We start from the raw sequence: 13,563 nt of genomic DNA, 5'->3' as shown, positions 1-13,563 counted from the left end.
TTGTTTCAGTGGTATCGAGTGCTTTTTGTGTTAGCGCACACCCGTATTGATGACGTTTTGGCGGACAATCCCGCTGGCGCTACACCCACTCATTCATGAATCAGACAAAGACAGAGTGTTGAATAGACAACACAATATTGAGGGTAAAAAGGTGGAACTACTTTCAGGTGCGGAAATGGTCGTACGCGCGCTTCGTGATGAAGGCGTTAAGTACATCTACGGCTATCCTGGTGGCGCATTGCTACACGTTTACGATGCGATCTTCCAACAGGATGAAGTTGAGCACATTCTTGTTCGTCACGAACAGGCAGCAACACACATGGCAGATGCCTACGCTCGTGCAACTAACAAAGCCGGTGTTGCGCTAGTAACATCTGGCCCAGGTGCAACGAATGCGGTTACTGGCATTGCAACGGCTTACATGGATTCGATTCCAATGGTCGTGATTACAGGTCAGGTTATGAGCTACCTGATCGGTGAGGACGCATTCCAAGAGACGGATATGCTAGGCATCTCTCGTCCGATTGTTAAACACAGCTTCAGTGTGCAGCGTCCAGAGGATATTCCTTCGATCATTAAGAAGGCATTCCACATCGCACAGAGCGGTCGTCCGGGTCCAGTGGTTGTCGATATCCCTAAAGATATGACGACGCCAACTGAGCGTTACCCATACGACTACCCAGCAAACGTGAAAATGCGCTCTTACGGCCCTATCAGCCGTGGCCACAGTGGTCAGATTAAGAAAGCCGTTGATATGTTGCTTGCGGCTAAGCGTCCTGTGATCTACACCGGTGGTGGTGTCATCATGGGTGACGCAAGCGAAGAGCTGGTTAAACTGGCACAAGAGCTTAACTACCCAGTGACTAATACCCTAATGGGTCTTGGCGGCTACCCAGGTACTGATCGTCAATCATTGGGCATGCTGGGTATGCACGGTAGTTACGAAGCCAACATGGCAATGCACCACTCAGACTTCATTCTGGCGGTGGGTGCGCGATTCGATGACCGCGTTACCAACGGCACTGATAAGTTCTGTCCTACGGCGCGCATTGCACACATTGATATCGATCCTGCGTCGATCTCTAAGACGATCGATGTGGATGTGCCGATTGTAGGTCCTGCTAAAGCGGTTCTTAAAGAGATGCTTGAGTTGGTGGCTGAAGCGAAGACTCAGCCAGATGCTGAAGCGATCGCAAACTGGTGGAAACAGATCGATGAGTGGCGTCAACGCCACGGTGGCCGTTTTGAGCTAGGCGACAAAATGAAGCCTCAGCAGGTTATCGAGATGCTCTCTAAAGTGACTAACGGCGATGCCTTCGTCTGTTCTGACGTTGGTCAGCACCAGATGTTTGCGGCTCAGTACTACAAGTTCAACAAGCCAAATCGTTGGATTAACTCTGGCGGCCTAGGCACCATGGGCTTTGGTCTTCCGGCTGCGATGGGGGTTAAGTTGAACTTCCCTGAAGCTGACGTTGCCTGTGTTACCGGTGAAGGCTCTATTCAGATGAATATCCAAGAGCTATCGACCTGTAAACAGTACGATCTGCCAGTGAAGATCATCAACCTTAATAACCAATCATTGGGTATGGTACGTCAGTGGCAAGATATGAACTATGAGTCACGTCACTCGCAGTCTTACATGAAGTCACTACCAGACTTTATCAAGCTGGTTGAATCTTACGGTCACGTTGGTATGAAGGTGGAGCGTTACGAAGATCTAGAAGGCGCAATGCGTGAAGCGTTCGCCATGAAAGATCGTCTAGTCTTTATGGACATCTATGTAGATCCATTTGAGCACGTCTACCCTATGCAGGTTCCACGCGGCTCTATGCGTGATATGTGGTTGAACAAAACGGAGAGGACTTAAACGATGCGTCATATCATTTCAGTTCTCCTAGAGAACGAACCCGGTGCACTGTCACGTGTTGTTGGCCTGTTCTCACAGCGCAACTACAACATTGAATCGCTCACGGTAGCCCCAACTGAAGATCCAACGCTGTCTCGTTTGACAGTAACAACCATCGGTAATGACCGTGTTGTTGAGCAGATCACCAAGCAGTTGAACAAGCTAATCGATGTCGTGAAGGTTGTTGATCTATCGGAAGGCGATCACATCGAACGTGAAGTTATGATGATCAAGCTGAAAGCAAACGGTCAGATGCGAGCAGAGATCAAGCGTACTGCTGATATCTTCCGTGGCCACATCATCGATGTAACGCCGAACACCTACACCGTTCAGTTGATTGGTGACTCGGCTAAGCTGGATGCCTTTATTGCAGCCTTAGGTACCGCATCGATCCTTGAAGTGGTCCGTTCGGGCGTATCTGGTATTGCTCGCGGCGAGAAAGTATTGAGCGTATAACGCATCTCATACTACGAAAATCCCGGCTTTTGCTGGGATTTTTTTTGTCTAAAAATAGACTTGTTTGCCTCCCTGTTTAGGGATAAGGTTGACTGATCGGTCCAGATTTCTGATGACCAATCAAACTTCGATCACTAAGTAAGGAACACCAATAATGAAACGTGTAGTTTTGAAAACACTCGCTCTTTCAGTAGCGGTATCTTCAGCATCGGCTCAAGCGGCAGACCTAAATCCAGCTGTTGTTTTTGACATGGGTGGTAAGTTCGATAAATCGTTTAACCAGTCTGTTTATAACGGCATGGAGCGATTTAAAGAGGAGAGCGGTGTTAACTACCGTGAGTTCGAGGTGACTAACGCATCACAGCGTGAACAAGCGATCCGTCGTTTTGCGCAGCGTGGTGCTAATCCAATCATCAGCGTTGGTTTCGCCCAAGCTGCGGCCGTTGATAAAGTGGCCGGTGAGTTCCCAGATGCACGCATCACTCTGATCGATATGGTGGTTGATAAGCCAAACGTTCAGTCAGTTGTCTTCAATGAACACGAGGGTTCTTTCCTTGTCGGTATGCTTGCCGCAATGAAATCAGAAACAGGGACTGTCAGCTTTGTCGGTGGTATGGATATCCCACTGATTCGTAAGTTTGAGTGTGGTTATGCTCAGGGTGCTCAGTACGTTAACAAAGATATCAACGTGATTCGTAACATGACCGGTACGACGCCAAGCGCTTGGAATGACCCAGCGAAAGGTGCCGAGCTGGCTGTCAGTCAGTTCGACCGTGGTTCTGATGTTGTCTATGCAGCAGCGGGTGGTACGGGCGTTGGTGTTTACCAAGCTGCGGCTGACTCTGGCAAATACGCAATTGGTGTCGACTCTAACCAGAACTACCTGCAGCCAGGTACGATGCTAACCTCTATGGTTAAGCGTGTTGATGTAGCGGCGTATAACTCGCTAAAAGCGATGCAGGATGGCACTTGGTAAGCGGGTTTCCAAGCGCTTGGTCTAGCGCAGGGTGGTGTCGATTGGGCGCTTGATGAGCACAACGAAGCGTTGATCACCGCTGAGATGAAATCGGCTGTTGAAGCTGCGAAAAAAGCGATTATCGCGGGTGAAATCAAAGTTCACGACTACATGAGCGACAACAGCTGTCCAGCACTCGACTAAGATAGAGGTCTAACCGAGTGGTGACACAACCTATACAGGATCCCAATCGGGATCCTGTTTCTTATTCAATTCAGTTAGCGAAGATTAATAAACACTTCGGTGCCGTCAAAGCCAATGTCGACGTTGATCTGAATGTCGTCAAAGGTGAGATACACGCCATCGTAGGTGAAAACGGTGCCGGTAAGTCAACACTGATGAGCATCCTCTATGGGTTTTACGAGGCCGATAGCGGTTCTATCTATGTGGATGGCAAAGTGGTCAGTATCACTGACTCGAAACGCGCTATCGAGCTAGGGATTGGCATGGTCCATCAACACTTCATGTTGGTGGATAATTTCACGGTGCTTGAGAATATCGTGCTGGGCGCTGAAGGTAGCTGGTCTTTAACGCATTCACTCGCTAAAGCACGTAAAAAACTTCAAGAGATCTCAGACCGTTATGGGCTGAATGTTGATCTGGATGCGGTGGTTTCACATCTACCAGTCGGTTTGCAGCAGCGTGTAGAGATTCTTAAAGCGCTCTATCGTGACGCCAAAATTCTGATTCTGGATGAGCCTACCGGTGTTTTAACCCCTCAAGAGGTTGATCAACTCTTTGCGATTTTAAAAACACTTAAATCACAGGGCGTCAGCGTTCTACTGATCACCCATAAGCTGCAAGAGGTGATTGCGATCAGTGATCAGGTCTCTGTTATGCGAGCTGGGGCGATGGTAGCGACCGTGAATACGGCGGAGACCAGTCGTGAAGCACTTGCTGAGCTTATGGTCGGTCGCAAGGTTCTATTACGGGTAGATAAACAAGAAGCAAACCCAGGTGCAGCGCTTCTTAAAGTAGATTCGCTAACCTGGCGGGATGACGCCAATGTGCCTCGTTTGGACGATGTCTCGTTCAGGGTGAATGCGGGTGAAATTGTCGGTGTTGCTGGTGTATCTGGCAATGGTCAAACAGAACTTCTAGGTCTGCTGTCGGGCATGCTCGATGTGCAGCAGGGGCAGATTAATATTGAAGGGGTCTGCATTGATGCTCAGCATCAAATGACACCTAAACAGATTCGTCACCTCGGTGTCGGACATGTGGCAGAGGATCGGCACCGTGATGGTATGGTGGGTGCGTTTAGTGCAGAAGAGACGGCCATCATGGGCTTTCAAGATGAGCCGGAGTTTAATGGCTCGATTCTGCAAAATCGCTCCGCCATCACTGAGCACTGTCAGGAACTGATGAGTACCTTTGATGTTCGTCCAGTGGATCCTAATCTTAAATCGGCCAGTTTCTCTGGCGGTAATCAGCAAAAACTCTGTATCGCACGTGAGATGAACGCCGCACCTAAGGTGTTACTGGTGGGACAACCGACACGTGGCGTCGATATCGGTGCGATCGAGTTTATACATCAGCAGATTGTTGCGCTGCGTGATCAAGGAAGTGCTGTGTTAGTCGTCTCTGTAGAGTTAGAAGAGATCCTGTCGTTGTGTGATCGAGTGCTGGTGATGTCAGAAGGGCGCATCGTGGGTAATGTGTTGGCTTCAGAAACCGATGCGCGCTCGTTAGGGTTAATGATGTCCAGCTCAAGAAGCGGTGATCAAATGGCTCAGCAGGGGGGGCAATCATGAGTCGTCGTGCAAAGCTCCCTGCTTGGGCAGACATTGGACTAATTCCGTTAATCAATGTCTTGTTGGCGTTTTTGTCAGCCGGTGTTGTGGTGGCTCTGATTGGTGAAAGCCCATTAGAGGCGGTGCAAGTACTTATTCGTGGCGCCTTTGGATACGATGAAGGGGTTGGCTATACGCTCTACTACACAACCAACTTTATCTTTACCGGTTTGGCGGTAGCCGTCGCATTCCATGCGGGGCTATTCAATATCGGTGGGGAGGGGCAGGCGTATATAGGTGGTTTAGGTGTGGGACTGATCTGTCTCGCTTTAGATCATCTTTTGCCATGGTGGGCTCTGCTACCTCTGGCCATTATTGCTGGATCCTTATTTGGTGCTGCTTGGGCGTTTATACCCGGCTATTTGCAAGCTTATCGCGGTAGTCATGTGGTGATTACTACCATTATGTTCAACTTCATTGCGTCTGCATTGATGGTCTATCTATTGGTGAATGTGCTGATTCAACCGGGTTCGATGTCACCAGAGACACGAGCGATTGCTCCCGAATCGACACTGCCGCTGATGCATGAGTTCTTTGCGTTTTTTGGGATCAAGATTACTCAAACGCCGCTTAATCTGTCTCTTTTTGTTGCACTATTGGCTTGTCTGTTTGTCTGGGTGCTTATTTGGAAAACTCGTTGGGGCTATGCCATTCGCATGATCGGTTTCAATGAGTCAGCTGCGGTCTATAGCGGAATCAATCCAAAACGAATGGTCGTCATTGCGATGATGATTTCAGGCTCTTTGGCCGGATTGGTCGCAATCAACGAGGTGATGGGGGCACAAGAGCGTGTCGGTTTAGACTTCGTCTCGGGTGCTGGGTTTACTGGCATCGCTGTCGCCTTGATGGGGCGCAATCATCCTTTGGGTATTATCATTGCTAGCTTGCTGTTTGGCGCGCTATTTCAGGGTGGGGCAGAGTTGGCGTTTGAGTTTTCAACCATCACACGTGATCTTGTTGTGGTGATTCAAGGCTTGGTCATTCTGTTCTGCGGTGCTCTGGCCTACATGATGCGTGGACCGCTGGAGCGACTCTTTGCATTGGTTTCCCGCTCAAGTCAGGAGGAGCGATAATGGAGTTTTCTGTTCAGTTAATCTCTGCATTAGATTCCACACTTCGTCTGGCGGCACCGTTAATTTTATGTGCCATGGCCGGTCTCTTTTCAGAGCGCTCGGGCATTGTAGATATCGGCTTAGAGGGCAAGATGCTAGCGGGTGCCTTTGCTGCGGCGGCAATGACGGCTGTAACGGGTTCGGTCTGGTTAGGTCTGCTTGCTGCCATATTGGTCTCAATTATGATGGCGTTACTGCACGGTTTTGCCTGTATCACCCACCGAGGTGATCAGGTGGTCAGTGGTTTGGCTATCAATATCTTAGCGGCCGGTTTGACTGTTGTGTTGGGCATCGCTTGGTTCCGTCGCGGCGGGCAGACACCCTCTCTTACATCAGATGAACGCTTTGGTCCGCTAACCTGGCCGTTGAGTGAGTGGTTGTCGGGTGTGCCGCTGCTAGGGTCCATCTATACAGAGCTACTCAGTGGGCACAATCTGTTGGTCTATGTCGCTTTAATGGCGGTCCCGCTGACCGCTTGGATTGTTTTTAAAACTCGTTTTGGACTGCGTCTTCGTGCAGTCGGTGAGAATCCGCAGGCGGTTGATACCGCCGGGATTTCAGTCGCTTGGTTGCGTTACCGTGCCGTCATTATGGCGGGTCTGCTCTGTGGTTTAGCAGGTGCTTACCTCTCTATCGCGTTGGGTGCAGGTTTCATTAAAGATATGTCGGCCGGTAAGGGTTACATCGCCTTGGCCGCACTTATTTTTGGTAAGTGGCGTCCATTCCCCGCACTCTTCGCTTGTCTTCTATTTGGCTTCTTAGAGGCCGTTGCAACCCGCATGCAGGGGGTTCAACTGCCCGTTGTTGGCGAAATCGATGTGCAGTTGATGCAGGCACTTCCTTACATTCTTACCGTTATTCTGTTGGCGGGTTTCATTGGTCGGGCGATCGCACCTAAAGCGATTGGTACCCCTTACAGTAAAGATCGAGCATAACAATGGCACAGCACAAGATTATTTTAGACACAGACCCTGGTATCGATGATGCGATGGCGATTTTTACCGCGATGGCACACCCTGATATTGAGCTGTTGGGCCTTACAACAACCTTTGGCAATGTCTCTGTTGATCAGGCTACTCAAAATGCCCTTACGCTGGTTGAGATGGCCGGCTCTGAAACGCCCGTTGCACAGGGTGTTGCGACGCCGATGATCAAGCCTCTAGCGGAATTTCCAGACTTTGTTCATGGAGTCGATGGGTTTGGTAATCTCAATTTAGCACCCCCTAAGAGAACATCGCTCCCTCAATCGGCGGCTGAATTCATTGTCGATCAAGCGAATCAGAACCCGGGTGAGATCGTTATCGTTGCGATTGGTCCTTTGGGTAACTTAGCTCAGGCGCTGCAGCTGGACCCTGAATTACCTAGCAAGATTAAGCAGGTTGTTATTATGGGTGGCGTGATTGCGAGTGATGGGAATGTCTCTCCGGTAGCTGAGGCTAATATTCTCTCTGATCCGCACGCTGCCGATAAAGTGATGGCTGCGGCTTGGCCTTTGGTCATGGTAGGGCTCGATGTAACTCATCAGATTATGTTGCCTCGATCACTGTTTGATCGTATTGCTAAAGAGAACGCCAAGGTGGGTTCATTTATGCAGAGTGCGGCTAAATTCTACATCGACTTTTACTCTAGCGTGCGGAATATTGATGGCTGCTATTCGCATGACGTTTCGGCCCTCGCTTATGTTGTGCATCCTGAGTTATTTGAAACGGTTTCAGGCCCAATCTGTGTTGCGACAGAAGGCGTTGCTATGGGTCAAACCATCATGAGTCGATTTGGCATACCCTATATGCTGGATTATTGGAAAGATCGTCCTGATCAGATGGCCTGCATGGGTGTTGACGATGCTGGCGTGGTCGATTTTTTCGAAACAGCAATGACAAACAGTTACTGGAGCTAGTGGTATGTCGAATTTTTTAGAAGCGGTCGATTATCAATCGGAAGGTGCCAGCGAGGCGTTTGTGAAATCGCTGCATGAGACCGGCTTCGGCGTCCTCAAAAATCACCCTATTGCCGAAGCGCAGGTTCGAGCCATTTATGACCATTGGCAGGCCTTTTTTAATAGCGATCGCAAATCTGACTTTGACTATAACGTCGGTACTCAGGATGGCTTTTTCTCCAGCAAAATTTCTGAAGTGGCGAAAGATCATACAGTTAAAGACATCAAAGAGTATTTTCACTACTACCCCTGGGGGCAGTGCCCTGAAGATTTGCGGGAGGAGTTACAGGCTTACTATTCTCAAACCAGCTCATTAGCCTCTGAGTTGCTAGGCTGGGTCGAAGAGTTTAGCCCTGAAGAGGTGAAAGCAGGCTACCGTGAGCCACTACCCAACATGATCAATGGCAGTGAGCAGACGCTGCTCCGTGTGCTTCACTACCCTCCCTTTGATGGTAATGAAGAACCAGGTGCTATCCGTGCGGCCGCACACGGTGACATAAACCTGCTAACGATTTTGCCGGCGGCCAGTGAGCCAGGTTTGCAGGTTCTCAGCAAAACAGGTGAGTGGCTTGATGTACCGGCTGAGTTTGGTAATTTGATCGTGAACATAGGCGATATGCTGCAAGAGGCATCGGCAGGTTATTTCCCGTCGACCATACATCGAGTGATCAACCCTGTTGGTGGCGCAACCAAAAAATCGCGCATCTCACTGCCGTTGTTTCTTCACCCTAGACCAGATGTGGTTCTATCGGATCGATACACAGCGGATAGCTATTTAAAAGAGCGGCTCAAAGAGTTGGGCGTTATCTGATCCTAAACCCGGCAATGTTCGGGTTTTTTTAGCGCAAAAATATCTGGAATATTCTTTGCATGCTAGGATAACTGGATGATCAATTATAAGGCGATGCAATGAGCGCTTATCTATCGACCCTAGAGTCGATCTATCTCCCTGCAGTGGTTATGTTTTCTCTATTGGTTGGCAGCTTTCTGAATGTTGTGATTCATCGCCTGCCGATTATGATGATGAATAGCTGGCGCCGTGAAGCCGCTGAATTCTTGGATCAGCAGGAGATAAGCGATGATCAACCTATCTCATTGTCTCAGCCACGCTCACGCTGCCCTCAATGCGGACATGCAATACGCTGGTATGAAAACATCCCAATCCTCTCCTATCTGTTAATTTTGAAAGGGCGCTGTTCAGGATGTGCCAGTTCGATCTCTATGCGTTACCCAATGATCGAAGGGTTGACGGCTGTAGTGGGTCTCACTATTGCGCTCTATTTTGGCTTTACTCTTCAGATGTTGGTGATGCTGTTCGTCAGTTACTCTCTGATTGTCTTGATCTTTATCGATGCAGATCATCAGCTGTTGCCCGATCAGATCACCTTGCCCCTTCTTTGGGCGGGTCTACTGGTTAATCTGGTATTTGGCTGGGTCCCGTTGGACTCTGCAGTGACTGGTGCGATGCTTGGCTATCTGGTTCTTTGGCTGGTGTTCTGGCTGTTTAAGTTGGTAACAGGTAAGGAGGGTATGGGCTACGGCGACTTTAAGTTGCTGTCGGCTCTTGGGGCTTGGGGTGGCTATGCGATCCTTCCCGGAATTATTCTGATCTCATCCGTTGCGGGTGTTATCTATGCACTTGTCGGCGCGTTGTTTGGTCGTCAGGATCTCACTAAACCCATGCCGTTTGGCCCATTTTTAGCCTTAGCTGGATGGCTGATGTTGATTTGGGGTGATCAAATTAATCAATGGTATCTGTCGCTTCTTCTATAGATTCGTTAGACTTGCAGCATATTTTTTAAGGGCTTAAACATGACTGACCAGATTGACCCAGAGACGTCTGACGCGACCAGTGAAGATAGCGTAAAGCGACCTCGTGGTATCTATTTGTTACCAAACCTATTTACGACGGGAGCACTGTTCTCAGGTTTCTATGCTGTCATTTCGGGCATGAACGGTCATTTCACTGCAGCGGCAGTCGCCATTTTTGTTGCTATGATTTTTGATGGTTTAGATGGTCGTGTGGCTCGAATGACAAACACACAATCTAAGTTTGGCGCTGAATACGATTCGCTGTCAGATATGGTCTCTTTCGGTGTGGCTCCCGCTCTGGTTAGTTTTACTTGGGTATTACAGAGCTTAGGAAAGTTTGGCTGGGTGGCTGCCTTTATCTACTGCGCCTGTGCTGCACTTCGTTTGGCACGATTTAATACTCAGATTGGCTCTTTGGATAAACGCTACTTTATGGGGCTGCCGAGCCCAGCGGCGGCGGCAACCATTGCTGGATTGATCTGGTTTATGACTGAAAAGGGGATAGACCCAGCCCCATTTGCTTGGTTGATCGCACTCTATGTGGCGCTCATTGGTCTCTCTATGGTGAGTAATGTTCTCTACAACAGCGGTAAAGAGATCAACTTAAAAGGGAAGATCACCTTTGTAAAAATGATTGTGATCGTACTGGTTGTCGCCTTTCTAGCGACAGATCCTGATCTCTACCTGTGGCTTATCTTTCTTGCTTACACTGTATCAGGCCCTATTCAATGGCTGCTTAGAAGTAGAAAACGACAAGCAGAGTAATACATCATTAGAAAGCCACCTTCGGGTGGTTTTTTATTTGTAAGGCATTTGTCAGCTTAGCGACTAATATTAGAGGTATAGCGATAGGAGATTAATTATGTTGATCGGTAAGCCTTCCAAAATTCTAAGCAGTGAAATCACATCTGAATCGGTCTATTTTTCTAGGCGTTCGCTATTGAAAGGACTGGGTTTGGTCGCAGGTGCTGCTTCGATGCCTAGCTATGCGCTGACACAACCCAAGAGTTCCGATCTGCCACTCTATCCTGGTCCTGACTGGTTAAGACCGAAGCTCGAAAGCGCAAAGACAACTTGGAGCGTCGATGAAGAGTTAACGCCTTACGATTCGGTCATTACCTACAACAACTTCTACGAGTTCGGCCTCAATAAAGAGGATCCGTATGAGAGAGCTCAGAATTTTAAGACAGACCCCTGGCAGGTTGAGATAGTGGGTGAGGTAGAGCGCCCGGGTATCTATAACCTGGAGGATCTTCTTGCAAAAGTGGACATAGAAGAGAGGATCTACCGCTTTCGATGCGTAGAGGCATGGTCGATGGTCATTCCTTGGCTCGGTTTCTCTCTGGCTTCACTGATAAAGCAGTTGAATCCAACTTCAAACGCTAAATACGTTGAGTTTGTCACGCTTGAAGACCCAGAGCAGATGCCGGGTCAGCGTTCACTCTTCAGTACCATCGATTGGCCATACAGAGAAGGGTTAAGAATAGATGAGGCAATGCATCCACTGACGTTGTTAGCGGTCGGTGTTTATGGTCAAGCGATGCCTCCACAGAATGGCGCGCCGCTTAGGTTGGTAGTGCCTTGGAAATATGGCTTCAAAAGTATTAAGTCTATCGTGCAGATTCGATTCAGGGAGACCATGCCGCAAAATACTTGGCGCTTAACGGCTTCTCAGGAGTATGGCTTTTATGCCAACGTCAATCCGAATGTAGATCACCCCAGATGGTCGCAAGCGACAGAGAGAAGGCTACCATCATCACTGTTTAATCCGAGAATCATAGAGACTCAAATGTTTAACGGCTATGAAGAGGTCGCACCTCTCTATGCTGGGATGGATCTCTCTAAATGGTATTAACCAGCAGGGGCTTATCTAGACGGCTCATCTGGATAGCACTTTTTACGTCGTTGGCCTTGCCATTGATATGGCTGGTCTACTTGGCCTATAGCAATCAGTTGGGAGCTGATCCAGCGAAAGAGCTTGTCGATGAATTAGGGCAGTGGGCAATTCGGTTTTTGATCCTGACACTCTGTGCATCAACCTTCAGTCGGCGTTTGAATATAAAGTTTTTGCTGCAACATCGGAGAATGGTGGGGCTGTATGCACTCTTTTATGCGGTGCTCCATCTTTTGGCGGTATCGACCTTTATTCTTGGCTGGCGTGTTGATCTGCTGATTAGAGAGTTAACGGATAGGCCCTATATTATGTTGGGTATGGCTGGGCTTTTGTTGCTCATCCCTTTGGGAATTACATCCACAAAAGGGTGGCAGAAAAAATTGGGTCGTAAATGGACAACGCTTCATAAATTGATCTACCCAGCAGCTATGCTAGCGCTGTTACACCTGGTACTACTAATAAGGGCAAGCATTTTAGAGGCGATGATCTATACGCTTTTAATATCTCTACTTTTAATAGAACGATTGTTTAGAAAAAGAAAACCTAAAAAGAGAGAGTGAACTAACACATAAATCCCAGACGTATCCTATATTGAATGTGTTGAATCAATAAAAACAAACTCAAAGTTCAGCTTTGAAAGGAGTGTAACAATGATTCTGCAGCATCTTTCGGGTGTGTTCTATCACCCAGTAAAAGAGTGGAAGTCAATTGATAAAGACTCTTCACTAACACTAAACAATGTCATTATTCAGCTGGTACTGCTGGCACTTATACCACCTATATCGTTATTCATAGGAACTACCCAGGTGGGATGGAGTGTCTCCTATGGTGAATATCACCTGTTGGCGAGCGAATCCGCCTTTGGAGCCGCGGTAGCATTTTACATTGCTATATTAGGCGTCATCGCCGGGTTGACCTACAGCATACGTTGGATGGAGAAAACCTATGGTGCCAACGCGGGTGTTGATGAGTGTGCGCGTTTAGCGCTATACACTGCAACGCCGATGTTGCTGGCAGGGCTCATTGGCCTCTATCCAATGCTGTGGCTCTGCGTGAGTGTCGGAATGTTAGCGGTAGCTTTTAGTGTCTATCTGCTCTACACAGGAGTACCCGTCATAATGCATATTGAAGAGGAGAGAGCGTTTATGTTCTCTACATCAATATTGACGGTTGGTCTTGTAGCGCTTGTCACCATTATGGCTGCGAGCGTTATTCTGTGGAGTACAGTCGTACCGCTGACCATATTAAGTTAAATTTATTTCCCTCAAGGGTTGACGCTCTGTTCAACCTAAGTATAATTCGCGCTCTCGATTACGGAGTCACACCTGATTACAGGTTGATCAGTAACCGAGAGGTGCGAATTAACTGTTTGTTTTTTAAGCAAATAATTGAAAGTTTTTGACGCATAAGACAGTTTTTAATTTTTAAAAAAATATTAAAAACTTGTTGACATGTGATGATGCCCTCAATAATATACGCACCTCGCTTGAGACGAGTACTCAAGCAGCCACCAAGAGATCGGTGGCACGCTCTTTAACAATTAATCAGGTAATGCGTGTGGGCGCTTGTTGAGGTTGAGCACAAAAGCTTAACAAGACAAGCAACCTATATGTGAATTCATTTAGCGTAATGTTTTTCTTGA

At 48.2% G+C, this 13,563-nt stretch carries 13 protein-coding genes; all 13 read left to right on the top strand.

The genetic code is table 11. The features are described 5' to 3' along the window. Positions 1–151: 151 nt before the first annotated feature. The 13 genes from XMM312_RS02690 (at position 152) to XMM312_RS02630 (ending at position 13,174) form a co-directional block, all read left to right on the top strand. Complete coding sequence (locus XMM312_RS02690) at positions 152–1,867, top strand: acetolactate synthase 3 large subunit (RefSeq protein WP_173483003.1); 1,716 nt, start codon at positions 152–154, stop codon at positions 1,865–1,867. Between the two features lie 3 nt (positions 1,868–1,870). After that, positions 1,871–2,362, top strand: coding sequence for an acetolactate synthase small subunit (gene ilvN, locus XMM312_RS02685; RefSeq protein WP_173482278.1), 492 nt, complete (start codon positions 1,871–1,873; stop codon positions 2,360–2,362). 154 nt (positions 2,363–2,516) lie between these two features. Beyond that, entirely contained in the window at positions 2,517–3,338 is an 822-nt protein-coding gene (locus XMM312_RS02680; protein WP_371743462.1) for a BMP family ABC transporter substrate-binding protein, read from the top strand. 203 nt (positions 3,339–3,541) lie between these two features. Continuing rightward, complete coding sequence (locus XMM312_RS02675; RefSeq protein ID WP_371743461.1) at positions 3,542–5,128, top strand: ABC transporter ATP-binding protein; 1,587 nt, start codon at positions 3,542–3,544, stop codon at positions 5,126–5,128. Then, positions 5,125–6,240: an ABC transporter permease gene (locus tag XMM312_RS02670; RefSeq protein WP_173482280.1), complete on the top strand. Its 1,116-nt coding sequence runs from the start codon at positions 5,125–5,127 to the stop codon at positions 6,238–6,240. The genes XMM312_RS02675 and XMM312_RS02670 overlap by 4 nt, the downstream gene beginning before the upstream one ends. Beyond that, a complete protein-coding gene (locus XMM312_RS02665; RefSeq protein WP_173482281.1) occupies positions 6,240–7,214 on the top strand; it encodes an ABC transporter permease in 975 nt (324 codons plus the stop codon). The genes XMM312_RS02670 and XMM312_RS02665 overlap by 1 nt, the downstream gene beginning before the upstream one ends. 2 nt (positions 7,215–7,216) lie before the next feature. Next, positions 7,217–8,176: a nucleoside hydrolase gene (locus tag XMM312_RS02660; protein ID WP_173482282.1), complete on the top strand. Its 960-nt coding sequence runs from the start codon at positions 7,217–7,219 to the stop codon at positions 8,174–8,176. Positions 8,177–8,180: 4 nt separating this feature from the next. Next, the gene (locus XMM312_RS02655; RefSeq protein ID WP_173482283.1) at positions 8,181–9,026 is read left to right on the top strand and encodes an isopenicillin N synthase family oxygenase; all 846 of its coding nucleotides are present in this window, start codon (positions 8,181–8,183) and stop codon (positions 9,024–9,026) included. Between the two features lie 98 nt (positions 9,027–9,124). Next, positions 9,125–9,988 (top strand): A24 family peptidase, encoded by an 864-nt coding sequence (locus XMM312_RS02650; protein WP_173482284.1) that lies wholly within the window; start codon positions 9,125–9,127, stop codon positions 9,986–9,988. A 39-nt stretch (positions 9,989–10,027) separates the two neighbouring features. Continuing rightward, the gene (gene pssA, locus XMM312_RS02645) at positions 10,028–10,792 is read left to right on the top strand and encodes a CDP-diacylglycerol--serine O-phosphatidyltransferase (protein WP_173482285.1); all 765 of its coding nucleotides are present in this window, start codon (positions 10,028–10,030) and stop codon (positions 10,790–10,792) included. A 97-nt stretch (positions 10,793–10,889) separates the two neighbouring features. Further along, positions 10,890–11,882 (top strand): protein-methionine-sulfoxide reductase catalytic subunit MsrP, encoded by a 993-nt coding sequence (msrP, locus tag XMM312_RS02640; protein WP_173482286.1) that lies wholly within the window; start codon positions 10,890–10,892, stop codon positions 11,880–11,882. After that, the gene (locus XMM312_RS02635; protein WP_173482287.1) at positions 11,873–12,481 is read left to right on the top strand and encodes a sulfite oxidase heme-binding subunit YedZ; all 609 of its coding nucleotides are present in this window, start codon (positions 11,873–11,875) and stop codon (positions 12,479–12,481) included. The genes msrP and XMM312_RS02635 overlap by 10 nt, the downstream gene beginning before the upstream one ends. A 90-nt stretch (positions 12,482–12,571) precedes the next feature. Then, positions 12,572–13,174 (top strand): Yip1 family protein, encoded by a 603-nt coding sequence (locus tag XMM312_RS02630; protein ID WP_173482288.1) that lies wholly within the window; start codon positions 12,572–12,574, stop codon positions 13,172–13,174. The last annotated feature ends 389 nt before the right edge of the window (positions 13,175–13,563 follow it).

The organism is Marinobacterium sp. xm-m-312, from assembly GCF_013283295.1.
Lineage (GTDB): Bacteria > Pseudomonadota > Gammaproteobacteria > Pseudomonadales > Balneatricaceae > Marinobacterium_E.
This window is presented reverse-complemented; position numbering and strand designations above follow the sequence as displayed.